Here is a 22,366-nt window from a genome sequence, read left to right on the forward strand (position 1 = left end):
AGCGGACGCCCCAGATCCCTGTGTAACTCTTGCGCCCCTTCCCGGACACCGGCACCTCCCCGGTCGGTGTCCGGGGATCGGGCGCTCTTTTTTTTACTCAGCGGGCCTCGCCCGAGGCCGCCACCACCATCTCGATGTAGCCCAGAATCTCGGGGACCGGCAGGTCGAAGATGCCCGCGTCGCCGTTGTCATAGGCCTGGCGCCACACGGCGTAGCCGTCTCGCCAGCCTTCATCGGCGTCGGCGGGACCGTCGGTGGTGAGCAGACTGGCGTCCAGCGTGGCGCGGGACACGGCGGCGTGGTTCATCGCCGGCTGCAGGCCGCCGGGGACGCGATGGTTGCGCAGCTTCACGCCGAGGATGGACACGTGAAAGACCTCGCCATCCTCCGGCTCGCGGTCGATTCTGCGGATCGCCACGCGGGAGTCTTCCTCGCCGGGGCGGGTCCGGTAGGTCCAGGCCTGTCCGGGGGCGTAGGCGGGTCTTGTCACGATGGATTCCTCAATTCGCCGGCGGGTCTCGCATCTTAGCGGAAGCTTCGGCGTCGCCGTTCGGGGCCCGTCCGGAGCGGGCTGTGGCGGAATGCCGTATCCTTACGTCCATGAGCGCGCAGCCAATGTAGGGTGCGACGCGTCGCGCGAGGCAGCGCGGCCCGGCGGGCCGCTTCCCCAGCCAAGAACCCCCAAGGGCTCCCGCGCACGGCGCGGAGGCTCCGTCCCTTCTTGTCTTTACCGAGGTTCAACGCACCATGGTGGCACTGGCGACCGAGCACGTGATCGACGTGCATCACTGGAACGACACCCTTTTCAGCTTCCGCACCACGCGGGACCCGGGTTTCCGCTTCGAAAGCGGGCACTTCGTGATGATTGGCCTGGAAGTGGACGGGCGGCCGCTGATGCGCGCCTATTCCATCGCCAGCGCGCATTACGAAGAGCACCTGGAATTCTTCAGCATCAAGGTGCAGGACGGCCCGCTGACCTCCCGGCTGCAGCATCTGAAGCCCGGCGACCCGGTCATCGTGAGCCGCAAGCCCACGGGCACGCTGGTACTGAACGATCTGAAGCCGGGCAAGCGTCTCTACCTGCTGGGTACCGGCACGGGCCTGGCGCCGTTCATGTCGATCATCCGCGATCCGGAGACCTACGAGCGCTTCGACACGATCGTGCTGGCCCACGGCGTGCGTCACGTCAACGACCTGGCCTACTCCGACTACATCGAGAACGAGCTGCCGAAGCACGAGTACCTGGGCGACCTGGTGCGCGAGAAGCTCATCTACTACCCGACGGTGACCCGTGAAGTATTCCGGAACCGCGGACGCATCACCGACGCGATCGCCGACGGTGAGATGGCCCGGACGACCGGCCTGCCGCAGATCAATCCGGCCGAAGACCGCGTGATGCTTTGCGGTAGTCCCTCAATGCTGGAAGACATTTGCGTGTTGCTGGATGGCGAGGGCTTCCAGGCGTCGCCGCGGACGCGGGAGCCGGGGGATTACGTGATCGAGCGGGCGTTTGTGGAGAAGTAACGGAGCGTTTTTTGGAGGAATGGGGGGGGGGCGGCGTCTTCGCTGCGTTGGCTTTTCGCGCGCGGGGCGCGCTCCTACTTGCGTATTCTGCCCTGGCCTTCGTTGTCCCAGTAGCCGAAGATGCGGCGGGCGATGAGTTTGTAGAGGCGCTTGCCGGTGGCTCGCCACAGGCGTGAATGGGGGGCTGGCTGGGCCAGGATGGCCTGCTGGCGCGCTGACAGGCGGTCCGGGGCGTAGGTTCGCTTGTGTTTGAGCAGGTGGCGCAGGTCCTCCCGCGCCAGCAGGCGGAACAGCGAACCACGCCGGCCACGGGTCCAGGCGATCTGGAAATCCACCAGACCCGGCGTGCCGTCCTCGCGCACCAGCCAGTTCGGCTCCTTGGCAAGATCGTTGTGGACGATGCCGCGGCGGTGCAGCACGGCCAGCAGGCGAAGGGCTTGTGTGTAATAGGCGGGGTCCAGCGGCCGACCCAGCTGCATCGGCTGTCCCGCCATGTAGCTGCGCTCGAGCATCCGGCCATTCCACGCGAGCAGCCGTGGCACGCCGTCGATACCGTCCAGGCGTACCAGCGCCCTCGCCTCGCGCGCGGCGGCGCGACGTGCGAACCAGCGCGCCCACCAGCGTGCGGCAGCGATGTCGCGACGGATCAGAACGACACCGTCGCGCTCCACGCGCTCGATGCGACCGAGTTCGTCGGCCTTGAGCAGGGTGACCGTTTCCGTCGTTGCGCTATGCACGCCCTTCCTTCGATTCGTTGACGCGCTCTGCGCTGCGCGGCAGCTACGCTAAGATGACGATTCTCGCAGGGAGAGAATGCCGAATGTTGTCGCGACACATCCTGTCGCTGTGTTTTGTCGCCGTCGGACTCGCCGCCTGCCAGGATGGCGCGGACCGTTCGAACGCCGGGAACACGCCGCCGCCCTCCAGGGCGACCGCGCACAAGGATACCCAATCCAGCCAGGAAGGCCTCTACACGATGGAAGTGAAACTTCCCCAGCTGCCCACGTCGGCCGCGCCGTTGCGCGCCACGATCGAGCGCTACGTGGAGCGGCAGAAGCGCGCCTTCCTGGACAGCCTGGATGCCCCGGGTGCCCGCGAGCAGGCGAAAGAGCTGCCCTGGGACCTCAACCTGGACATCGCGGTCGCGGCTCGCACCGATCGCTTCATCAACGTGCAGGTCGACGGCTCCGCCTTCACCGGCGGCGCTCACCCCGCGCCCATCGTCGACAGCTTCACCTACGACCTGCGGAAGCGCCGCGTCGTGGACATTCGCGAGCTCTTCGACGATGCGCACGCGGCGGAGGGCGCCTTCGCCACCGAGGCCCGGCGCCAGCTGCTGACCGCGCTGGACGATCAGGACGACCCGCTGTCTTCGGACAGCCAGCAGATCGACGCGGGTACGGCGCCGGACAAGGATCACTACCGCGTGTTCACCCTCCTCACGGGGCCCGACGACAAGGTGCACGGGCTGACCTTCATCTTCCCGCCGTATCAGGTCGCGCCGTATTCGGCAGGGCCACAGGCGATCGATGTATCCAGCGACGCGTTTTCGGCCTATCTGAAACCCGAATACAGAGAGGCTTTCCGCTGATGGACCTGTTCCTCTACCTGCTCGCCGCCGCCCTGATCGTTGGGGGCGTGGCGGGCGCGGTACTGCCGATCCTGCCTGGCATCCCCATGATCTTCGGCGGCATCTGGCTCGCCGCCGCCGTGGACGATTACCAGCACCTGGGCGGGGGCTGGCTGTTGGCGATCGGCATCGTCGGCGCTGTGGGGGTCGCGCTGGACTTCGTCTCCGCCTCGCTGGGGGCAAAGAAAATCGGCGCCAGTCCGCGCGCCTTGTGGGGCGCGGGCGTCGGCACGACCGTCGGGATGTTTTTCGGCCTGCCCGGCTTGCTGCTTGGCCCCTTTCTGGGCGCCGTGGCGGGTGAGTTGTGGTCGGGCAAGAGCGTGCTGCGCTCGGCCCATGTGGGTATCAGCACCTGGTTCGGCATGTTGCTGGGCATCATCGCCAAGGCCGTGCTGTCGTTTCTGATGCTGGGAATGGCTGCCCTCGCCCTGCTCTTCAGCTGACCGCCGAAAGGCACATTGGCGGCCCCGACCCGCAAAGGCTAGTCTCGCCGGACTTCACCGGGGAGACACGCATGTTCAGACGACTGACCCTAGCGGCCGCGATCACGTTCGCGGTCGGCACCCTTCACGCCGAAACCGCGCCGCCGGCCTGGATCGCGCGCAGCAACGCCGATGCCCAACCGCTGCTGGACCTCACCGCCCGCTTCAGCCCCGAGTCCGCCACGGACATCGGCCTGAAAGGCTACGACGAGAAGACCGCCGATCTCGGGCCCGACGTGGACAAGCGCCAGCGTGCCGCGCTGGTCGAGGTGCGTCAGCAGGTCGCCAGACGCCTTGCCGAGGAGAAGGACCCCAACGTCAGCCAGGACCTGCAGATCCTGGCCAAGCAGATCGACGGCAATATCGAGGGTATCGATCTCAACGACAAGTATCTGCTGCCCTGGTTCGACGCCGGGCAGATGATCTTCAGCGGTGAGTTCTCTCTGCTGAACGCGCAGAGCACCCCGGAGCAGAATCAGGCCGCGCTGGGGCGGCTGAAGTGCTATGTCGGCATGGCGGCCGGTTGCACGCCACTGGTCGACCAGGCCAGGGCACGCACGACGGAGCGCCTGGGCGAAAAGGGCCTGCTCGGTCCGGTCAAGGCCGATGTCGAACAGAAGCTGGGCAACACGCAGCGCTATGTCGACGGCATCCGCAAGCTGTTCGCGGAGAAGAAAGTCGCCGGCAGCGACGAGGCGATGAACAAGCTCGACGCGCAGCTGAAGCAGTACAACGCGTGGGTGAAGAAGACGGTGCTGCCCCGCGCGCGTACCGACTTCCGCCTGCCCGAGCCGCTGTATGCGTACAACCTCAGGCAGGTCGGGCTCGACATCGCCCCGCGCGACCTGATCGGCCGCGCGCAGCTGGAATTCATGGAGACCACGTATGCGCTGCAGATGCTGGCGCCCGTCGTCGCCAAAGCCGAGGGTCTTCCCGATGGCGACTACCGCGACGTACTGAAAGCGCTGAAGAAAAAGCAGCTGGCGAAGGACAAGGTCGAGCCGGTGTATCACGAGGTACTGGGCAAGATCGAAAACACCATCCGCACGCAGCGCATCGTCGAATTGCCGAAGCGCCAGATGGCGATGCGCGTCGCCTCCGAAGCGGAGAATGCGCGCACGCCCGCACCGCACATGGATCCGCCGCCCTTCGTCGGCAATACCGGCCAGCGTGGCACCTTCGTGCTGACCACCGGCAACCCACCGGCCGACGGCGACGCGACGCAGACCTACGACGACTTCACCTTCGAGGCGGCGGCATGGACGCTCACCGCGCATGAAGGACGGCCAGGCCACGAGCTGCAGTTCGCCGCGATGGTGGAACAGGGTGTGTCGCTGACGCGCAGCATGTTCGCCTTCAACAGCGTCAACGTCGAGGGCTGGGCGCTGTATTCCGAAGCGGAGATGATGCCGTACGAGCCGCCGGCGGGTCAGTTCATCGCGCTGCAGTTCCGCCTGTTACGTGCGGCGCGGGCGTTCCTGGATCCGATGCTCAACCTGGGCCTGGTGTCGCGCGATCGTGCGCACGACATTCTCGTGCACGACGTCGGCTTGTCCGAACCGATGGCCCGGCAGGAGCTGGATCGTTACACGCTCAATTCACCGGGTCAGGCGACGGCCTACTTCTACGGCTATACGCGCATCCTGCAGTTACGCGCGGAGACGCAGACGAAGCTGGGCGACAAGTTCGACCGCAAGGCCTTCAATGATTTCCTGATCGCGCAGGGGCTGTTGCCGCCGGACCTGCTGGCTGACGCCGTGCGTACGCGGTTCGTGCCGGCCGTATTGGATAAAAAATGACCGCCGCGAGGCGGTAACTACCTGTAGGAGCGCGCCTTGCGCGATGTTTTGGTGTCGCGCGCGAGGCGCGCTCCTACAGATCGGCGGCCGGGACGGTTCAATGCCCCGGGGCGTCCGGAATCACATAAAGCAGGATCGCCAGGTAGTGCAGCACGCTGCCGGCGAGTACGAACACGTGCCAGATCGCATGGTGGTACGGCATCTTCCGCGCCATGTAGAACGGCACGCCGCCGGTGTAGCAGAGGCCGCCCGCCAGAAGCAGCAGCAGACCGCCCGTCGGCACATTGGCACGCAGCGGTTCGATCGCCACCACGGCTACCCAGCCCATGGCCACGTACATCGCGACGGCCGCCTTCCGATAGCGTTTCAGCAAACCGAGCTCAGCGAGACTGCCGATGATCGCAACGCTCCAGATCGTCACCAACAGCCCCCAGCCCCATGCGCCCGGGAGCGCCAACAGAGTGAACGGCGTGTACGTGCCGGCGATCAGCAGGAAAATCGCGATGTGGTCGCAGGTGCGCAGGACGCGCTTCGCCATCGAACCCGGGATCGCGTGATACAGCGTGGAGGCTGCGTAAAGCAGAATCAGGGAGCCGCCGAAGACCGAGCTGGCCACCACGGCCCGCGTGCCGCCGTACATGGCCGAGAACGCCACGAGCACGGCAAGCCCCGCGATGCTGAGCACGAGCCCGATCGCGTGGATCACGCTGCTGGCGACTTCTTCACCGAGGGGATAGCGCGGCTCTGCGCTGTCGAAGGACATGGGCTTTTCCGGAATACGTCGAACCCAGAGGGTAACCGATCCGGGCCGTTATTGAGAAAAGGTCGCAACTGGGACATTGACCGCACCGCCCCCGTCGTTGTTCCATGGGCCATGACCCTCGAACTGCTCGTGCATATCGCCCGACTTCCGCCGCAAGGCGCCGGCCTGCGTGCGGCCCTCAGTCTGGCGGCACGACTCGGTTCACGGCTCGACGCGCTGCACGTGGTCGACCTTCCCGCCGCCGCCTTCACGGTACCGGAAGCCGTACCGATGCAACTGGACGCGGTCCGCCAGCGGGCTACCGATGCAAAAGCGGTGTCGGGCGACTGGGCGACGCTGATGGCCACCCGCGGCCTGAAGGGAAACTGGCGCGTCGGCAACGGCGACACGGTCACCCTGCTTACGCACGCGGCGGCAGGTTACGACCTGCTGGTGATGGAGCGTTCTTCGACGATGCGCGGCGATGCGCCGGTGGGTTTCGGTGTCGTCTCGCGCACGGTGTTCGGTTCCAGTCGTGGCGTGCTGGTGGTACCCGAGGCGGCGCCGGTGGAAACGCTGGGCGAACACGTGCTGATCGCCTGGAGCGGCAGTCGGGAGTCGGCACTGGCGGTGCGATCGTCGTTGCCCCTGCTGCGCAAGGCCGCGCGCGTGACCGTCATCGACGGCAGTCGCGATGAAGACCTCGGGACCTGCGCGTTGCCCGACACCGACATCTGTGGCTGGCTCGACTCGCACGGGGTGAAGGCCGAGGTGCGCCGTCTCGATGAAGGCGCACGCCCATCGCCGGGGCCCGCACTGCTCGAAACCGCGCATGCGGAAAAGGCCGACCTGATCGTGATGGGGGCCTGGGGACGGTCGCGGCTGTCGGAGATGGTCCTGGGAGGGACGACCCGCTACCTCTTCATGCAGTCGGATGTGCCCATGCTGGTGGCGCACTGATTGCGTCACCGCTAACCGGTATAGCCATCCAGACGTCCGCTATTGCAACTTCCCGCGAAGCCTGCCTAATCTGCCATCGGACCTGAACACGATCCCCGCCAGTCCCCACTGGCCGTGTTCCCGACCGCGCTGCTCCTTCCCCCCATTGCAGGAGGTGGCTCATGTCGTTCGCTCGTCCGCACGTCCTTGCCGGAGTGCATCCGGATACCGTCCGCATCGTCGCGATGAGCGCGGCGATCGCCCTCAATGCCGCCGCGCTCCTCGCCGTCATGCGACCGATGGTGGCGGATATCGCCACGGCGCCCCTCGTCCAGGAACCCATCCGTCTCATCGAGCACCTCACGGAGCCGAAGCCGGTTCCGCCGCCGCCGATCGATCTCAAGCCGTTGCCGGTCAGACCGCCCCATCCGGTGACGACCGTGACCCGGCATGTCGAAAGCCCGCCCGTGCAGACGGCGGTGCCGACGGATGAGGGAACGGCGCCCATGGTGCCTCCGGCGCCCGTTCAGGTCGCACCCGTTTCACCACCCGCTGTCCAGCCGGCGCCCGTCGAGGCCACGCTGGCCTATGTCTCGGCGCCCGCGCCGACCTACCCGCGCGCCGCTATCCAAGGCCGCATGCACGGCACGGTGACCCTGCGCGTACTGGTGGACGAAAGCGGTAAGCCGCTGGACGTGGTGATCGAGAGCAGCAGCGGCCATCCCGTGCTCGACAAGGCGGCACGCGATCAGGTGCTGGCGAAGTGGCGCTTCCAGCCGGCTCAGCAGAACGGCCAGAAGGTTCAGGCCTGGGCCCGCATCCCGATCAGCTTCGACCTCAGGAATCTCTGAGGTCGCGACGAGGGGAGCGACGCCCGTCGCTCCCCTTCATGCTCAACGCGAGGCGGGCATCACCACCACGTCCGGGCGACGGCGGGTGGCGCGTGCGACGGCCCAGACGATCAGCGCCAGCGCGGCGACCGGCAACAGCACCGGGATCAGGGCCAGGGCGACCATCGGAGCGACAAGGAGCAAGGCCAGCCCACCGATGGCGGCACCGATCAGACTGGCGAACACGCTGAAAACGCCGCCGATGATGCCGAAGACCAGCTTCAGCACCGCGCCGATGAGGGCGAATACCAGCCAGAAGCCGGCGGCCATTACGACAAGCGAGGTCAGGACGATCATGGCGTTGCACTCCGTGGAAGGCCGCCCGGTGGGCGGGTTCATGGTCTTGGATGCACGCAAGGAATCGAAGGTTTAAAGCGTCAGTCGAAAGCGCGGGGTTACGAGGGTTTAACGGACGCCATGCTCCACTTCCCGCCAGTCGATTCTTGGGACGGCCCAGCACATGGGTAAGCGTTTTTCCATCGTCAGGGCCTTGCGCGACATCGCGTTCGACCTGTCGGATGTGGGGCACCCGGATCTCGCCTCCATGGGGCGGGAGGTCGGTCGTGCGCTCCACGCACACAGTAATGCGCTGACCGATCTGCTCGGCCCGCTGCGCGAACGCCGGAAGGGCTTCGAGCGGTGGATCCTGGCCGAGCGGTCGAAGCCGGCGGTTAGCGTGATGATCATGGTCTGGCCGCCCGGCTACGCCACGCCCGTGCACGATCACGGCGGGCTGTGGGGCCTCGAGGCCACCATCTCGGGCGCACTCGAGGTCGAATCGTTTGAAAAGAGCGAGGACCGGCATTCGCTGCGCAGCATCGGCCGCACCTGGCTGGGCCCGGGCGACTCGACCTGGTTCGACTCGGCGGACATCCATGCCCATCGCTGTCGCAATTTGTCGCGGCATGACACGGCGCTCACGCTTCACGTGTACGGTGGCGATCTGGCACAGTACCTCGCGTATGAGCAGCCCGGTCCTTCGGGACACTGGATCGCACGACCGAGGCAATCGATCATCGCGGGACGCCTGACGGCCTGACGGTCTACGGCCCTCCACCCCAGCCATCGGGCGAAGGACCAAAAGCATGTTTCATAAAGTCGCCATCATCGGCGGTGGCGCGGCAGCGGCGACGCTGGTAAGTGAGTTGCTGGAGCGGCGTACGCCCCAGCCCTTGCATCTCGACTGGTATGCCGGCTCGCCGGATGCCGGACGCGGTGTCGCCTACGGCACGCCCTCCGGGCGTCATCTGCTCAACGTCCGCGCGGCGTCGATGGGCATGTTCGTCAGCAAACCCGGCGGTTTTCTCGAGTACGCCCAGGGTCTCGACCCGAAGGTGACAGGCTCGGACTTCCTGCCGCGCAGGCTGTACGGCGATTTCCTGCGCTCGCGCGTCGAGCAGGCGGTCATGAATGCCCGCTCGTTCGGGCACGATATCAACGTGCATCCGTTCGAAGCCGACTCACTGGTGCCCTCGTCCGAAGGCGTCACCATCGGCTTCGGCGATGAAACGTCGCGCGCGGACGCGGCGGTGCTGGCGATCGGCTCCCTGCCCCCGCGCCCCCTCGCGGGCGTGGAAGACGCCGCGATCGCCAGCGGTCGTTACGTGACGGATCCCTGGCCGTTCATGGCCGCGGCGCAGGACGACGACCGTCCGTTGCGCGTGCTGGTGATCGGCCTCGGCCTGACCGCGGTGGACGTCCTGCTGGAGTTGTCGGCGCATTGGCCGAAGGCGCACTTCACCGCTCTGTCGCGCCACGGCAAGCTGCCCGAGCCGCACCTGGCCGCCGCGTCGGCGCCCACGGATGACGGCACCGAACTCATCGAAGCCATGCGGGACGATCCCAACGTCCGTGCCTGGCTGCGCCGCCTGCGCGAAGCCACGGCCGGCGCGGAAGACTGGCGCACGGTCGTCGACGGCATGCGTCCGCATACCCAGGGTTTGTGGCGCGAGCTACCCGCCGCCGAGCGTGCCCGCTTTCTGCGTCATGCGCGCTGGGCGTGGGAACGTGCACGCCATCGCATGCCGCCACAGGTGGCCGCGTCGGTGGCAAAGCTCGAAGCCGAGGGCCGTTTCGAACGCGGTCGAGGGCGCATGCGCGCGGTGAGGTTGTCGCAGGAAGGCAGCCTGGATGTCGTGCGCGCCCTGCCAGGCGGTGGCGAATCCACGGAGTCATACGATCTGGTCATCCAGACCGTCGGCCTGAACACCGACACCCAGCGCACGGAGCATCGCCTCGTGCGCCAGCTGGTGGTCGACGGGCTCGTCCAGCCCGATCCGCTGGGCATGGGCCTCCGCGCCGTGCCTGACGGCCACCTGCTCGACGGCAACGGCAAGGCGCGCGCCAACCTGTTCGCCATCGGGAGCATGCTGCGCGGGACGCTGTGGGAGTCCACCGCCATCCCGGAAATTCGCAAGCAGGCACAGAACGTCGCCACCATGCTAATCGACTAAATGTAGGAGCGCGCCCTGCGCGCGACAGGGGGGTGCCCTGCGCGCAACAGGGGGTGTGCTGCGTCGCCGCCTTGTTGGTTTTTCGCGCGCGGGGCGCTCTCCTACCCGCGCGCGGCTGTCGTGGACGGGTTGTCAGAATCCTTCCAGGACAATTTTTCCGATCGCCTTGCCGCTCTCGAGCAAGGCGTGCGCGCGACGCAGGTTGTCCGCATTCACCGTGCCCAGGTTCTCCCGCACAGTCGTGCGGATGACGCCCGCGTCGACCAGATTGGCCACCTCGTCGAGGATGCGCCCCTGCTCGGCCATGTCGTCGGTGCGATACATCGACCGCGCGTACATGAACTCCCAGTACAACGAGAGGCTCTTGCGCTTCATCAGGCGAACGTCGATCGCCTCGGCCGGGTCGTCGATCAGACCGAGTTTGCCCTGCGGCTTGAGCACGTCGACCAGCGCGGCATAGTGCTTCTCGGTGGCGGTCAGGCTGAGCACGTAGTCGACGCCCTCCGGAGCGACCGCGCGCACTTCGTCGGCCAGCGGCTTCGAGTGGTCCACCACGTGATGCGCACCCATCGACTCGACCCACGCACGCGTCTCGGGGCGCGACGCGGTACCGATCACCGTCAGGCCGGTGAGCCGGCGCGCCAGCTGCACCGCGATGGAGCCCACCCCGCCGGCGGCGCCGACGACCAGCAGGGTCGCGGGGCGCCCGGTCGTGCCGTGCGGAATACCCATGTGATCGAACATCAGCTCCCACGCGGTCAGTGCCGTCAGCGGAAGCGCCGCCGCCTCGGCCATCGAGAACGTCGACGGCTTGCGACCGACGATGCGTTCGTCGACCACGTGCAGCGCGCTGTTGCCACCGGGACGCTCCAGCTCGCCCGCGTACCAGACGCTGTCGCCCACCTTGAACCGCGTGACCTCGTCGCCGACCGCCACCACCGTACCGGCGACATCCCAGCCAAGGACCTTGTCGGCACCGGCGGGGTCGACGTTGCGGCGGATCTTGGTATCCACCGGATTGACCGAGACGGCCTCGACCCCGACCAGCAGGTCGCGGGCACCCGGCGAGGGGTCCGGCAGTTCCACATCGAGCAGGCTCTGCGTATCGGCGACGGGCAGCGACTTGCGGTAGACGACGGCTTTCATGCGTTACTCCTGGGAACGGGGATCAGGTGCCTGCGGGCACCGCCGGTGAGGCGCGGCGCTCCAGGGCGACACTGATCATCGTAGCAAGCAGCCCCGTGACGGTAACCGCAGCGCCGGCCAGACTTACCGTCGGCATCGGGAACCCGGCGGCCAGCACCGCGCCGCCAAGCCATGCGCCGCCGGCGTTGCCGAGGTTGAACGCGGCGATATTGAGCGTCGAGGCGAGGTTGGGCGCATCGCCCGCCACATGCACCACGCGGGATTGCAGCGGCGCCACGGTGGCGAACGCGGCGACCCCCCAGACGAATACGGTGACGATGGCGCCCACGGTCGAATGCATTGTCCAGGCGAACACCGCCAGCAGCAGCGACAGGACCACGAGTATGCCGATCAGCGACGGCATCAGTTTCCAGTCCGCAAGGCGTCCGCCGAGCATGTTGCCGATCGTCGTGCCCAGACCGAACAGCACCAGCACCGCTCCGGTCCAGTGCGGGCTCACGTGCGATTCCTGTTGCAGGATCGGCGCGATATAGGTGAACACGGTGAAGACGCCGCCGAAACCGAGCACGGTCATCGCCAGGGCGATCAACACCTGCGGTTCGCGCAGTACGCGAAGCTCGCGCGCCATGTGCGGCGCCTTGAGGTGGGGCAGCGCCGGGACCAGCCGGGCCACCGCGATCGTCGCGATCACGCCCAGCACCGTCACCGCCCAGAAGGTCGCGCGCCAGCCCGCCCACTGGCCCAGAAAGGTACCGAAGGGCACGCCGAGCACGTTCGCCAGGGTCAGGCCGGCGAACATCAAAGCGATGGCTCGCGACCGCTGGTTGGCTGGCACGAGGTGGGCGGCCACGATGGCGCCGATACCGAAGAACGAGCCGTGGCAGAACGCGGCGACCACGCGGGCACCCATCAGCACCTCGTAATTCGGAGCGATGGCGCAGAGCAGGTTGCCGAGGATGAACAGGCCCAACAACAGCAGCAGAGCGCGTTTGCGTTCCAGCTTCGCTGTCAGCGCGGCCAGCAGGGGGGCGCCGACCGCCACGCCGAGGGCGTACCCGGAGACCAGCATGCCCGCGGCCGGGATGCCTACTTTGAGGTCGGCGGCGACTTCGGGCAGCAGGCCCATGATCACGAACTCGGTGGTACCGATGGCGAACGCGGCCACCGCAAGTGCCAGCAAAGGCAGGCGGGACGAAGAGGCATGCATGGGACGGGCTCGATAGAAAGCGATGACGTCCATTGTCCTCGCGAGCCATTCGTGTAAAAACACTCAACCGCGACAAACACTGTTGTCGCAAACTGGAAAGTGGAGACCCCGGCGCATGATCGCCACGCTCATCGCCATCGCCGCGCTATGCCTGCATGCCGCGGGCGTGCTCGCCGCCATGCACGCGGTCATGAACGCCCGCACGGCGCAGGGCGCCTTCGCGTGGGTGCTCGGGCTGGTCCTCGTTCCCTACGTCACGCTGGTGCCTTATCTGTTTCTCGGCGCCAGCCACTTCGGCGGCTACGTCGACCTGCATCGCCAGCGTCAGGCGCGCTTCTTCATGCTGCACGAAGAAGCCGCGCATCCGGGCCACACCGGCCTGCTCGCGCCGTCGGTCCCGGTACACGACGACCGCTACGACGCGATCGGGCGGATGATCAACAGCGCGATGCACGGGGGGCACGCCCTGGCCCTGCATATCGACGGGGAAGCCGCCTTCACCGCCATGTTCGCCGCCATCGCCCGGGCCGAGCGCTACGTGCTGGTGCAGTTCTTCATCATTCACGACGACGTTCTGGGCCGTCGCCTGCGCGATGCGTTGCTCGAGCGCGCCGCGGCGGGCGTGCAGGTCTGCCTGCTTTATGACGGCATCGGCTGCCATGCCCTGCCCGACCGCTATGTGGAATCGCTGCGCTCGGGCGGTGTCGAGGTCCGTCGCTTCGCCACGCGACGCTGGCGCAACCGCTTCCAGCTCAACTTCCGCAATCACCGCAAGGTGCTCGTGGTCGATGGCGAGCGTGGTTTCGTCGGCGGGCTCAACGCGGGTGACGAGTACCTTGGCGCGAACCCGCCGCTATCACCCTGGCGCGACACGCATATGCAGATCGAGGGGCCCGCCGTGGCCGATCTGCAGCGCGTGTTCGCCGAAGACTGGTACTGGGTCACCGGGGAACGCCCTCCCTCGCTGCCGCCGCCGGAGCGGTGCGGCCGTGCGTCGACGATGATCGTGGCGACCGGGCCCGCGGACCGGCAGGAGAGCTGCTCGCTGTTCTTCACCCAGGTCATTCATGCGGCGCGGCGGCGCGTATGGATCACCACGCCTTACTTCGTGCCGGACCCGTCGGTATTCGCCGCGTTACGGCTTGCCGTGTTCCGCGGGGTGGACGTGCGCATCCTGATTCCCAGCCGGCCGGACCACCGCACGGTGTTCATGGCGAGCACGCTGTATGCGCACGAGGCGATCGTCGCCGGTATTCGCATGTTTCGTTACCAGCCCGGCTTCGTCCATCAGAAGGTGATGCTGATCGACGAGGACACGGCGGTGGTGGGCAGCATGAACCTGGATAACCGCAGTTTCCGGCTGAACTTCGAGATTGCGGCGCTGAATGTCGATGAGGCGTTCGCGGGCGAAGTCGAAGCCATGCTGGAAGCGGATTTCGCGAAGTCCGACGAGGTCAACGCCAATGACTACCGGCGCCTGTCGTACCTGCGCCGGGTGGCCTTGCATGTGGCCCGGCTGTTCGATCCGGTGCTCTAACGGGCACGCATGCCACCGACCGCCTTGTGTCCCTTCGCCTGTAGGAGCGCGCCTTGCGCGCGACACCTTTTCGCGAGAGCCTTGAGAGACAACGCAAGAACATGTCGCGCACAGGGCGCGCTCCTACATTGGTACCCGACGGGATTCAGTCCATGCTCCGCACCCTCGCCTTCCTCACCGCCATGACCGCCGTCGGCGCCTCCTCCGCGCCCGCGCAGTTCGTCGAGCGCAGCGTCGACGTCGCCGGCAAGACCTACCGTTATCAGGTCTTCGTCCCCGCCGACATCAAGCCCCACCCGGCCGTCGTGCTGTTCCTGCATGGCAGCGGCGAGCGCGGCAGCGACAACCAGAAGCAGATGTCGCAAGGCCTGCCGCCGTGGCTGAAACAGCACATGGATTTTCCGGCGGTGGTCGTGATGCCCCAGGCCCCGGACGATACCGCCTGGACCGACAAGGCCGATGCCGACATGGCGATGGCGGCGCTGGAAAAGAGCATCAGCGAGTTCCATGGCGACCGTAAGCACCTCTACCTGACCGGCCTTTCGATGGGCGGCTTCGGTTCATGGCAGCTGGCGGTGGATCATCCCGGGACGTTCGCCGCGGCGGCGATCATCTGTGGCGGCGTCACGCCGCTGGAAGGCGAAGGCCAGCGCCTTTACGTGCACGGCGTACCGGCGGGCACCGATCCGTCGGCGTGGGTCGCACAGAAGATCGGCAAGCTGCCGGTGTGGATTTTCCACGGTGGCGACGACAACGTCGTGCCGACCGAGCAGTCGCGCAAGATGAATGCGGCGCTGCTCGCGCGGAAGGCCGAGGTGAAGTACAGCGAGTTCCCGGGGGTGAATCATGGGTCCTGGGAGAAGGCGTATGCGACGCCGGATCTGTGGAGCTGGATGTTTGGGCATGCGCGCTGACGGCATTCACGCGTGTCGCCGGATTGAATCGCGCGCGGGGCGCGCTCCTACATTGACGGTCAGCTGTTGCGCATGCCGTGCATCAGCTGTTTGAAGCCGCCGGAGAAGATCGCCCAGCCGAGGCAGACGCCGATCAGCGCCCCCATCAGTTCGAACGACACGCGCAGGCCGATGCTGTCGGGGTCGTGCACCGCGGCCAGCTTCAGGCGGATCAGGGTCGGCGACTGAATGGGGACGAAGTTGAAGTAGAACAGGTCCCACAGGTCCTGCCCGGCGGCGAGCAACACCGACAGGGCGAACGCGACGCTGAGGTCCTTGCCATGGCTCCAGCCGTTGCTCTTGCCGAACGCCCGGACCAGCGCATAGAGGATGAAGCCGACCAGCAGCGCGATACCGCCGGTTTCGAGGGCACCGATGATGCCGAAGCCGGTCCAGCTGCGATCGTAGGGCATGGAAGGAACTCGTGAGGGGTCAGGCCCTCATTATGCCCTTGCGTCGGCCGGTTTCCCGCGTGCGTTCCCATCGCGGCCAAAACGCAGATAGAGCGAGGCTGAGAGGATCACCGCCGCGATCGAGGCAAAACCCGCCAGCAGGAAGATCGCCGGGTAATCGTAGATGCCTGCGACCCATCCACCGACCGGACCGGTCAGGCCCAGGGCGACGTCGAGGAAGACGGAATACGCACCGAGCGCCGCGCCCCGGTTGTGCGTGCTGACGCGGCTGACCGCCTCCACACCCAGCGCCGGGAACAGCAGGGCGAAGCCCGAGCCGGTCAATGCCGCACCGATCATGGCCGCGTGCGGGGTCACGCCCAGCCACAGCACCATCAGGCCCAGCGCCTCCACCGCCAGCGAGACCATCGCAACGCGGTAGCCGCCGAAGCGATCCACCGCATTGCCGAACACCAGGCGCACGCCGATGAAGCAGCTGCCGAAGACCGACAGCGACACCGCGGCGCCCTCCCAGCCCCGGCTGGCGTAGTAAAGCGCCACGAAGGTCGACAGCGAGCCGAAGCCGATCGACCCCAGCGCCAGACCGGCGCCATAAGGCATGACCCGCGAGAGCACGCTCCGGAAAGGCAGGCGCTCGCCGTGGCTGGGTGCCACCGCCGCCTTGGCCAGGGCGATGGGGAGAGCCACCAGACCGAGCGCGAAGGAGATGACGCCCAGCGCGATGAAGCCATAGTCACGGGCCAGGATCACGCCAAGCGGCGCGCCCAGGGCGATCCCGCCGTAGGTAGCGATGCCGTTCCACGAGATCACGCGCGCAGTGTGCTCGCCGCCGATGCCGCCGATACCCCAGGTGATGGAGCCCGTGCCGACCCAGCTTTCGGCGAACCCCAGGCCCAGACGACTGAGCAGGATCAGCACCAGCGACAACGCGGGAATCTTCGGCACCAGCGCGGCCAGAGCGAGGAACAGGCCCGCAAGGGCAAGCACCGCCAGACCGGCAAGCACCGTGCGCTTCGGCCCCATCGCATCCGCCATCCGTCCCGCATGCGGCCGGCTCAGCAGCGTCGCAAGGTACTGCGCGCTGACCGCCAGACCGGCGAGAACCGTGGAGTACCCCAGCGTCAGGTGTGCAAAACCCGGCAGCACGGCCAGCGGAATGCCGATGCAGAGGTAGCAGATGAAGGTGAAGACGACGGCGGAAAGAATCCGCGCCGTCACGGCGAAACGCCGCCCGCGTTGGGGAACCAGGGATGGGAGAGACATGATGGGCCGATTATAGCGCCTTGATGCTGCACTGCGGCACGGCGCCGGGTGAAGCGTTTTTCATGGTCACGCCCGCGGCCGGCGGTCGCCGGTCACAGGAGGACCGGCTGCCCGCTTTGCAGCGACTCACGCAACGCGACGGCGATCCGTGTCGCCTCTACCGCGTCGTCCATCGTCAGGTCGAACGGCGTGTCGTCGAGCACCGCATCGACGAAGTGCTTCGCCTGAGTCACGAACGCCGGCGCGAAACGCTCATAGAACGACGGGACCACGGTATTGCGCACGCCATTGGCATCCGCAATCTCCACCCGGTCCGCCCGCGGGTTACGCCCGACGCTGACCCGTCCGGCCGTCCCCGTCACGTCGGTGTGCGTGTCATGCCCATGGGCCTGCGTACGCGACGCATAGAACATGGCCATCCGGCCGCCTTCGAACTCGACGATGGCGATGCCGTTGTCCACGTCGCCGATGTCCTCCAGCGGCGGATACATCGCCACCGTACCGGTCGAATAGACCTTGGTCGCCTTCGGCCGGCCCAGCAGCCAGCGAGCCAGATCGACATCGTGCACGCTGCAATCCAGAAAGATGCCGCCGCTGGTCGGGGCGAACTTCAGGAAGGCGCCGCTTGGATCGGCGAGATCCGTCGTCTGCGAGTACACCAGGAACGGTCGACCGATGCCGCCGCCTTCGATGTGCATGAAGGCGTGGCGGTAGCTTTCGTCGAAGCGGCGGACGAAGCCGACCATCGCCCGCTTACCGGCCTTCGCCGCGTGGGCGGCGGCCCGGCGGCAGTCTTCCAGTTCAAGGGACAGCGGCTTCTCGCAGAACACGTGCTTGCCGGCGTCCAGCGCCTGCTCGATCTGCGTTGCGTGCAGCGAGGTGGGCGTGACGAGGAAGACGGCGTCCAGCGAAGGGTCGGCCAACATCTCCTCATACGAGGTGTGGATGGTCCCGACGCCCAGCGTGTCACGCGCCCACGCGCGCTCCGCCTCGACCGGGCTGCACACCGCCGCGAGCTCGGCGCGAGGCACGGCGCGCGCGAGGTTTTCTGCATAGCGCTGACCCAGGCGACCGAGGCCGGCCAGACCGATACGGAGGTTGGCCATCGTCAGATGCTCACCTCGACGACCTTGCCTTCGCGCCATGAGCGCGCGGCGGCTTCCGCCAGTTCCAGCGACTTGATGCCATCGGCAATGGTGGTACGAACGGGCGTGCCCGCGGCCAGCGCGTCGAAGAAGTGCGCAATCTCGGCGGCGTAGGCTTCGCGATAGCGCTCGAGGAAAAAGTGCTCCGGCAGGTCGTGCGCGATGCTGGTCGACGTATGCGAGACGACCTGGGTGGGCGCGACATTGCCCGCCTGCAACATGCCTTTGCTGCCGAGCACTTCGAAACGCTGATCGTAGCCGTACGCGGCGCGGCGCGACGTGTTGATCTGGCAGAGCTTGCCGCTCTTCGTCCGGATGGTGACGGCGGTGGTGTCGATATCGCCGGCTTCCTCGATCGCCGGGTCGGTCAGACAGCTGCCCATCGCGTGCACGCTCACGGCCTCGTCGGCCAGGATCCAGCGGAAGATGTCGAAATCGTGGATCAGCATGTCCTTGAAGATGCCACCGGAGCTCTTGATGTAGCTGACCGGCGGCGCGCCCGGATCGCGGCTGGTGACGATCAGCAGTTCCGGCGTACCCACTTCACCGGCATCGAGGCGCTTCTTCAGCGACGCAAACGTGGGATCGAAGCGGCGCTGGAACGCGATCATGCAGGTGACGCCCGCTTTCTCGACGGCGGCCTGGCACGAACGCGCACGCTCCACGTCGAGGTCCACCGGCTTCTCGCAGAAGATCGCCTTGCCCGCGGCGGCCGCGCGATGAATCAGGTCCGAGTGCGTGTCCGTGCTGGAGCCGATGACCACGGCACCGACCGCCGGATCGTTCAGCGCTTCATCGACGCTGGCGACCTTCGCACCGTGTTTGTCGGCGAGTTCCTGAGCGGAGGGCGCTTGCACGTCGACCACATAGCGCAGGCGCGCTTCGGGATGGCGGGCAACGTTGCCCGCGTGGATCTTGCCGATGCGACCGGCACCGAAAACGGCAACTTCAATCATCGTACTCTCCTCGGGGAAGTGTTTCTTCGACAGTCAGTTCGAGCTTGTAGGCCAGCGCGACGAACAGCGCCTGGCACAGGCACATGGTGCTGGTGAGACCGCGGAAGGCGAATGCGCTGCCCTCCTTCACCTTGAGCAGAACATCCGAGTGACGCGCCAGCGGACCGAGATCGCTCTCGGTGATGCCGAGCACGCCGGCCTTGTGCTGTTGCGCCACGCGCATGGCGTAGAGGGTTTCCTTGCCGAACGGTGGAAAGCTGATCGCGATCAGTGCATCACCCTTTCCGATGCTGCGCAACTGCTCGCGGAACATGCCACCCAGCCCGTTGACCAGGTGCACGCGCTTCTGCGTGTGCTGAAGTGCGTAGGCAATGTATGTGGCGATCGCGAACGAGCGGCGCACGCCGATCACGTAGATATTTTCCGCGGCGGCGAGCATGTCCACCGCTTTCTGAAAACGCACCTCGTCGATCCCGGCGGCGAGTTCGTCGAGACCGGCGCGGCTGGCATCGATGAAGCGCGAGGCGATCTCCGCCGCCGGCATGCTGCCCGTGCCGCCCTTGATGACGCTGCGAATGCGCTGCTTGTAGCTGCGCTGCGGCGCCGTCTGGGCCGTGAACGCGTTGCGGAACACCGCCTGCATCTCGGTGAAGCCCGAGTAGCCGAAGCGCTGGGCGAAACGGACGACCGCCGAGGCGTGCACGCCACAGCCTTCGGCGATCTCACCGACGCGCTGGACCATGATGGAACTGCGATGTTCCTCAAGGTAACGGGCGACACCCTGCAGCTGTCGCGGCAGGGCTTCGAATTCATCGGCGATGCGCTGCATGAGGGCATCGGCTTCGCTGCGTTTGGCCATCAGGCGCTCCACGGGGGACCGGCGGCATTCAACCACGATATGGAACAGATTTTCCATTTATTTTTTTGCTGCAATGCAAATTGCAACCGTGGAAAAGCAGGTCCATGCTCGGTCCGCTTTCGGCAAAAACAGCGGCCGCCCGGCCGTCGTCGCAGTTCGATATCCATCACCCGACCGCACGGCGGTCATCTGTGGAGGCCATATGCGTTCCAAACTGATCCACGCCTCGTTGGCGGCAGCTCTTGCCCTCGGTCTCGGCCTCGCCGCCCCCGCTTCCCAGGCGGCGCCCGGCGACCGGTATGTTCTCGTCACCCACGCCGCCGACTCGGATTCGTGGTGGAACACCATCAAGAACTCCATCAAGCAGGCGGGTGAGGATTTCGGCGTCGAGGTCGACTACCGCGGCTCGGGCAATGGCGACCTCGCCGAAATGGCCCGCCAGCTCGAGTCCGCCGCCGCCCGCAACTACAAGGGCGTCTCCTTCGATATCGCCAGCTTCGCCGTGCTGAAGGCACCGGCGGCCAAAGTCTCCGCGAAGGGCATTCCCATCGTCACGATCAACTCGGGCACCCCGGACGAGAGCAAGAAGCTGGGCGCCATCATGCACGTGGGCCAGGGCGAATACGACGCGGGCAAAGCCGCTGGCGAACGGGCCAAGGCCAAGGGCATCACCAGCTTCGTCTGCGTCAACCATTACGCCACCAACAATGCCTCGTTCCAGCGTTGTCAGGGCTTTGCCGAGGCCATCGGCGTGAAGGACTGGCGCAAGACCTCGATGATCGACAGCGGCATGGACCCGACCGTGGTCGCCAGCAAGGTCAGTGCCTACCTGCGCAGCAACCCGAAGACCCAGGCGATCCTCGCCCTCGGCCCCAACGCGGCGGAGCCGACCATCAAGGTCGTCAACGACATGCACCTGGCCGGCAAGATCGACTTCGGCACGTTCGACCTGTCGCCCGCCATCATCAACGGCATCAAGTCCGGCACGATCCAGTACGCGATCGACCAGCAGCCCTACCTGCAGGGCTATATGGGCATCGCCGCGCTGGTCATCGCGCACGACCAGAACACGAAGGACCCGGCCAAGATCATCGAGGCGCTGAAGGCCAACCCGAAGTTCCAGGCCCGCCTGAAGCAGTACGACCTCAAGCCCGTCTACACCGCCACGGGCGTCAGTTCAGGCCCTGCCTTCGTCACGAAGGACAACGTGTCCACCGTCGAGAAGTACGCCGGCCAGTACCGCTGACCGTCGGGGAGTGAACCATGAGCGCCATCAATGAGAGCGTTTCCAACATGATCCAGGAAAACCGCGCGACAACGCCGGAAGCACCGACCTCCACGGACGAACGCGTACGGCGGATCTCGCCGTGGCGCATCCTGCTCGACCGGCCCGAACTGGGCTCGATCGCGGGTACCGTGCTCGTCTTCGTCTTCTTCGGCATCTTCGCCGGCGGATCGGGCATGTTCGCGCTCGATGGCGTGATCAACTGGGCCCAGGTGGCGGGCTACCTCGGCATCCTGGCCGTGGGTGCCTGCCTGCTGATGATCGCCGGCGAATTCGATCTGTCGATGGGTTCGATGATCGGCTTCGCCGGCGTTCTCGTCGCCATCCCACCCATGTACATGGGCTGGCCACTGTGGGCGTCGGTACTGTTCGCCTTCGCCGGATGCATGGCGCTAGGCGCTCTCAACGGCTACCTCGTGGTCCGCACGAAGCTGCCGTCCTTCATCGTCACCCTCGCTTTCATGTTCATCCTCCGCGGCCTGACCCTGGTGCTGTCGACCGGCTTCGCCAACAGCACCATCGTCAGCGGCGTGGGCGACAAGTTCGCCGAAGACCCGGTCATCAACGCGCTGTTCTCGGGCACCACCCTGCACTGGTTGTTCACCGGTCTGGCCGGCATGAACCTGATCGAGAAGCTGCCCAGCGGCGACCCGGTCGTCGGCGGCATTCCCAAGGTGCTGGTGTGGTGGCTCGTCATGGGTGTCGCAGCGGGTTTCGTCCTGGCCCGCACGCGCTTCGGCAACTGGATCTACACCGTCGGAGGCGACTCCAACGCCGCCAAGAACGTCGGTGTGCCGGTGCGTCGCGTGAAGATCTCCCTGTTCGTGCTCACCGCGTTCTGCGCCTGCCTGTTCGGCGTGCTGCAGGTGGCCGACGTGGGCTCCGCCGCGGCCGATCGCGGCCTGCAGAAAGAGTTCGAAGCCATCATCGCGGTCGTCATCGGCGGCACCTTGCTCACCGGCGGCTTCGGCTCGGTGATCGGCGCCTGCTTCGGCGCGCTGATCTTCGGTGTCGTGCAGATCGGCATCTCGTATACCAACATCGATTCGGACTGGTACCGCGTGTTCCTTGGCGGCATGTTGCTGCTGGCGGTGCTGTTCAACCACTACATCCGCAGCCGCGCTGCGAGCACGAAGTGAGGAG

General features: G+C 66.5%; 23 protein-coding genes. 12 read left to right on the top strand and 11 right to left on the bottom strand.

All coding sequences use genetic code 11. The features are described 5' to 3' along the window. Nucleotides 1-97: 97 nt before the first annotated feature. Nucleotides 98-490: a hypothetical protein gene (locus B5X73_RS10990; protein WP_139382746.1), complete on the bottom strand. Its 393-nt coding sequence runs from the start codon at nt 488-490 to the stop codon at nt 98-100. 257 nt (nt 491-747) lie between these two features. On the opposite strand from B5X73_RS10990, the gene B5X73_RS10995 reads away from it, so the two are divergent. Then, the gene (locus tag B5X73_RS10995) at nt 748-1,524 is read left to right on the top strand and encodes a ferredoxin--NADP reductase (RefSeq protein WP_079521718.1); all 777 of its coding nucleotides are present in this window, start codon (nt 748-750) and stop codon (nt 1,522-1,524) included. 74 nt (nt 1,525-1,598) lie between these two features. Here B5X73_RS10995 and B5X73_RS11000 read toward each other — a convergent pair whose 3' ends face one another. Continuing rightward, nucleotides 1,599-2,261: a protein kinase family protein gene (locus B5X73_RS11000; RefSeq protein WP_176167813.1), complete on the bottom strand. Its 663-nt coding sequence runs from the start codon at nt 2,259-2,261 to the stop codon at nt 1,599-1,601. Nucleotides 2,262-2,344: 83 nt separating this feature from the next. Here B5X73_RS11000 and B5X73_RS11005 point away from each other — a divergent pair, with 83 nt between their 5' ends. From B5X73_RS11005 to B5X73_RS11015, 3 genes are all read left to right on the top strand, one after another. Then, entirely contained in the window at nt 2,345-3,115 is a 771-nt protein-coding gene (locus tag B5X73_RS11005) for a DUF3298 and DUF4163 domain-containing protein (protein WP_176167814.1), read from the top strand. Next, nucleotides 3,115-3,597 (top strand): DUF456 domain-containing protein, encoded by a 483-nt coding sequence (locus B5X73_RS11010; protein ID WP_079521720.1) that lies wholly within the window; start codon nt 3,115-3,117, stop codon nt 3,595-3,597. Before B5X73_RS11005 ends, B5X73_RS11010 begins: the two co-directional genes overlap by 1 nt. Before the next feature lie 71 nt (nt 3,598-3,668). Beyond that, entirely contained in the window at nt 3,669-5,435 is a 1,767-nt protein-coding gene (locus tag B5X73_RS11015; protein ID WP_079521721.1) for a DUF885 domain-containing protein, read from the top strand. Between the two features lie 97 nt (nt 5,436-5,532). On the opposite strand, the gene B5X73_RS11020 is transcribed toward B5X73_RS11015, so the two are convergent. Continuing rightward, the gene (locus B5X73_RS11020; RefSeq protein ID WP_036115938.1) at nt 5,533-6,198 is read right to left on the bottom strand and encodes a PAQR family membrane homeostasis protein TrhA; all 666 of its coding nucleotides are present in this window, start codon (nt 6,196-6,198) and stop codon (nt 5,533-5,535) included. A 111-nt stretch (nt 6,199-6,309) separates the two neighbouring features. On the opposite strand from B5X73_RS11020, the gene B5X73_RS11025 reads away from it, so the two are divergent. Both B5X73_RS11025 and B5X73_RS11030 read left to right on the top strand, forming a co-directional pair. After that, nucleotides 6,310-7,137 carry a universal stress protein gene (locus B5X73_RS11025; protein ID WP_079521722.1) on the top strand — a complete coding sequence of 276 codons (828 nt, stop codon included), beginning with the start codon at nt 6,310-6,312 and terminating at the stop codon, nt 7,135-7,137. Nucleotides 7,138-7,298: 161 nt separating this feature from the next. After that, nucleotides 7,299-7,967 (top strand): energy transducer TonB, encoded by a 669-nt coding sequence (locus B5X73_RS11030; RefSeq protein ID WP_079521723.1) that lies wholly within the window; start codon nt 7,299-7,301, stop codon nt 7,965-7,967. Between the two features lie 42 nt (nt 7,968-8,009). On the opposite strand, the gene B5X73_RS11035 is transcribed toward B5X73_RS11030, so the two are convergent. Beyond that, nucleotides 8,010-8,303 (bottom strand): hypothetical protein, encoded by a 294-nt coding sequence (locus B5X73_RS11035; protein ID WP_036115944.1) that lies wholly within the window; start codon nt 8,301-8,303, stop codon nt 8,010-8,012. A 163-nt stretch (nt 8,304-8,466) separates the two neighbouring features. Between B5X73_RS11035 and B5X73_RS11040 the strand changes: the two genes are divergently transcribed. Together B5X73_RS11040 and B5X73_RS11045 are read left to right on the top strand one after the other, a co-directional pair. Next, a complete protein-coding gene (locus B5X73_RS11040) occupies nt 8,467-9,045 on the top strand; it encodes a cysteine dioxygenase (RefSeq protein WP_079521724.1) in 579 nt (192 codons plus the stop codon). A 46-nt stretch (nt 9,046-9,091) separates the two neighbouring features. Further along, nucleotides 9,092-10,459, top strand: a complete 1,368-nt coding sequence (locus B5X73_RS11045) for an FAD/NAD(P)-binding protein (RefSeq protein WP_079521725.1) — start codon at nt 9,092-9,094, stop codon at nt 10,457-10,459. 132 nt (nt 10,460-10,591) lie between these two features. Here B5X73_RS11045 and B5X73_RS11050 read toward each other — a convergent pair whose 3' ends face one another. Then, nucleotides 10,592-11,605 carry a zinc-binding alcohol dehydrogenase family protein gene (locus tag B5X73_RS11050; protein WP_079521726.1) on the bottom strand — a complete coding sequence of 338 codons (1,014 nt, stop codon included), beginning with the start codon at nt 11,603-11,605 and terminating at the stop codon, nt 10,592-10,594. A gap of 22 nt (nt 11,606-11,627) precedes the next feature. Continuing rightward, nucleotides 11,628-12,812: an MFS transporter gene (locus B5X73_RS11055; RefSeq protein WP_079521836.1), complete on the bottom strand. Its 1,185-nt coding sequence runs from the start codon at nt 12,810-12,812 to the stop codon at nt 11,628-11,630. Between the two features lie 115 nt (nt 12,813-12,927). On the opposite strand from B5X73_RS11055, the gene cls reads away from it, so the two are divergent. Next, nucleotides 12,928-14,349 (top strand): cardiolipin synthase, encoded by a 1,422-nt coding sequence (cls, locus tag B5X73_RS11060; RefSeq protein WP_079521727.1) that lies wholly within the window; start codon nt 12,928-12,930, stop codon nt 14,347-14,349. Nucleotides 14,350-14,501: 152 nt separating this feature from the next. Next, nucleotides 14,502-15,263: a carboxylesterase family protein gene (locus B5X73_RS11065; RefSeq protein WP_079521728.1), complete on the top strand. Its 762-nt coding sequence runs from the start codon at nt 14,502-14,504 to the stop codon at nt 15,261-15,263. Between the two features lie 59 nt (nt 15,264-15,322). On the opposite strand, the gene B5X73_RS11070 is transcribed toward B5X73_RS11065, so the two are convergent. The 5 genes from B5X73_RS11070 to B5X73_RS11090 form a co-directional block, all read right to left on the bottom strand. Continuing rightward, complete coding sequence (locus B5X73_RS11070; RefSeq protein WP_036115958.1) at nt 15,323-15,715, bottom strand: hypothetical protein; 393 nt, start codon at nt 15,713-15,715, stop codon at nt 15,323-15,325. Between the two features lie 30 nt (nt 15,716-15,745). Beyond that, nucleotides 15,746-16,978 carry an MFS transporter gene (locus B5X73_RS11075; protein ID WP_079521729.1) on the bottom strand — a complete coding sequence of 411 codons (1,233 nt, stop codon included), beginning with the start codon at nt 16,976-16,978 and terminating at the stop codon, nt 15,746-15,748. Nucleotides 16,979-17,070: 92 nt separating this feature from the next. After that, the gene (locus B5X73_RS11080; RefSeq protein ID WP_079521730.1) at nt 17,071-18,084 is read right to left on the bottom strand and encodes a Gfo/Idh/MocA family oxidoreductase; all 1,014 of its coding nucleotides are present in this window, start codon (nt 18,082-18,084) and stop codon (nt 17,071-17,073) included. Nucleotides 18,085-18,086: 2 nt separating this feature from the next. Next, nucleotides 18,087-19,079, bottom strand: a complete 993-nt coding sequence (gene iolG, locus B5X73_RS11085; protein ID WP_079521731.1) for an inositol 2-dehydrogenase — start codon at nt 19,077-19,079, stop codon at nt 18,087-18,089. Continuing rightward, nucleotides 19,072-19,938 (bottom strand): MurR/RpiR family transcriptional regulator, encoded by an 867-nt coding sequence (locus B5X73_RS11090; RefSeq protein WP_036118388.1) that lies wholly within the window; start codon nt 19,936-19,938, stop codon nt 19,072-19,074. Before B5X73_RS11090 ends, iolG begins: the two co-directional genes overlap by 8 nt. 202 nt (nt 19,939-20,140) lie before the next feature. Here B5X73_RS11090 and B5X73_RS11095 point away from each other — a divergent pair, with 202 nt between their 5' ends. Both B5X73_RS11095 and B5X73_RS11100 read left to right on the top strand, forming a co-directional pair. Further along, nucleotides 20,141-21,184 (top strand): sugar ABC transporter substrate-binding protein, encoded by a 1,044-nt coding sequence (locus B5X73_RS11095; RefSeq protein WP_051943979.1) that lies wholly within the window; start codon nt 20,141-20,143, stop codon nt 21,182-21,184. Between the two features lie 17 nt (nt 21,185-21,201). Next, a complete protein-coding gene (locus B5X73_RS11100) occupies nt 21,202-22,362 on the top strand; it encodes an ABC transporter permease (protein ID WP_079521732.1) in 1,161 nt (386 codons plus the stop codon). Nucleotides 22,363-22,366: the final 4 nt, after the last annotated feature.

This window comes from Luteibacter sp. 22Crub2.1 (assembly GCF_900167995.1).
Taxonomy (GTDB): Bacteria; Pseudomonadota; Gammaproteobacteria; order Xanthomonadales; family Rhodanobacteraceae; genus Luteibacter; species Luteibacter mycovicinus.

Bases quoted from the DNA above. Each gene is read 5' to 3' on its own strand.
- B5X73_RS10995 (WP_079521718.1), top strand. From the start codon at position 748: ATGGTGGCACTGGCGACCGAGCACGTGATCGACGTGCATCACTGGAAC.
- B5X73_RS11005 (WP_176167814.1), top strand. From the start codon at position 2,345: ATGTTGTCGCGACACATCCTGTCGCTGTGTTTTGTCGCCGTCGGACTC.
- B5X73_RS11010 (WP_079521720.1), top strand. From the start codon at position 3,115: ATGGACCTGTTCCTCTACCTGCTCGCCGCCGCCCTGATCGTTGGGGGC.
- B5X73_RS11015 (WP_079521721.1), top strand. From the start codon at position 3,669: ATGTTCAGACGACTGACCCTAGCGGCCGCGATCACGTTCGCGGTCGGC.
- B5X73_RS11020 (WP_036115938.1), bottom strand. From the start codon at position 6,198: ATGTCCTTCGACAGCGCAGAGCCGCGCTATCCCCTCGGTGAAGAAGTC.
- B5X73_RS11025 (WP_079521722.1), top strand. From the start codon at position 6,310: ATGACCCTCGAACTGCTCGTGCATATCGCCCGACTTCCGCCGCAAGGC.
- B5X73_RS11030 (WP_079521723.1), top strand. From the start codon at position 7,299: ATGTCGTTCGCTCGTCCGCACGTCCTTGCCGGAGTGCATCCGGATACC.
- B5X73_RS11035 (WP_036115944.1), bottom strand. From the start codon at position 8,303: ATGATCGTCCTGACCTCGCTTGTCGTAATGGCCGCCGGCTTCTGGCTG.
- B5X73_RS11040 (WP_079521724.1), top strand. From the start codon at position 8,467: ATGGGTAAGCGTTTTTCCATCGTCAGGGCCTTGCGCGACATCGCGTTC.
- B5X73_RS11045 (WP_079521725.1), top strand. From the start codon at position 9,092: ATGTTTCATAAAGTCGCCATCATCGGCGGTGGCGCGGCAGCGGCGACG.
- B5X73_RS11050 (WP_079521726.1), bottom strand. From the start codon at position 11,605: ATGAAAGCCGTCGTCTACCGCAAGTCGCTGCCCGTCGCCGATACGCAG.
- B5X73_RS11055 (WP_079521836.1), bottom strand. From the start codon at position 12,812: ATGCATGCCTCTTCGTCCCGCCTGCCTTTGCTGGCACTTGCGGTGGCC.
- cls (WP_079521727.1), top strand. From the start codon at position 12,928: ATGATCGCCACGCTCATCGCCATCGCCGCGCTATGCCTGCATGCCGCG.
- B5X73_RS11065 (WP_079521728.1), top strand. From the start codon at position 14,502: ATGCTCCGCACCCTCGCCTTCCTCACCGCCATGACCGCCGTCGGCGCC.
- B5X73_RS11070 (WP_036115958.1), bottom strand. From the start codon at position 15,715: ATGCCCTACGATCGCAGCTGGACCGGCTTCGGCATCATCGGTGCCCTC.
- B5X73_RS11075 (WP_079521729.1), bottom strand. From the start codon at position 16,978: ATGTCTCTCCCATCCCTGGTTCCCCAACGCGGGCGGCGTTTCGCCGTG.
- B5X73_RS11080 (WP_079521730.1), bottom strand. From the start codon at position 18,084: ATGGCCAACCTCCGTATCGGTCTGGCCGGCCTCGGTCGCCTGGGTCAG.
- iolG (WP_079521731.1), bottom strand. From the start codon at position 19,079: ATGATTGAAGTTGCCGTTTTCGGTGCCGGTCGCATCGGCAAGATCCAC.
- B5X73_RS11090 (WP_036118388.1), bottom strand. From the start codon at position 19,938: ATGGCCAAACGCAGCGAAGCCGATGCCCTCATGCAGCGCATCGCCGAT.
- B5X73_RS11095 (WP_051943979.1), top strand. From the start codon at position 20,141: ATGCGTTCCAAACTGATCCACGCCTCGTTGGCGGCAGCTCTTGCCCTC.
- B5X73_RS11100 (WP_079521732.1), top strand. From the start codon at position 21,202: ATGAGCGCCATCAATGAGAGCGTTTCCAACATGATCCAGGAAAACCGC.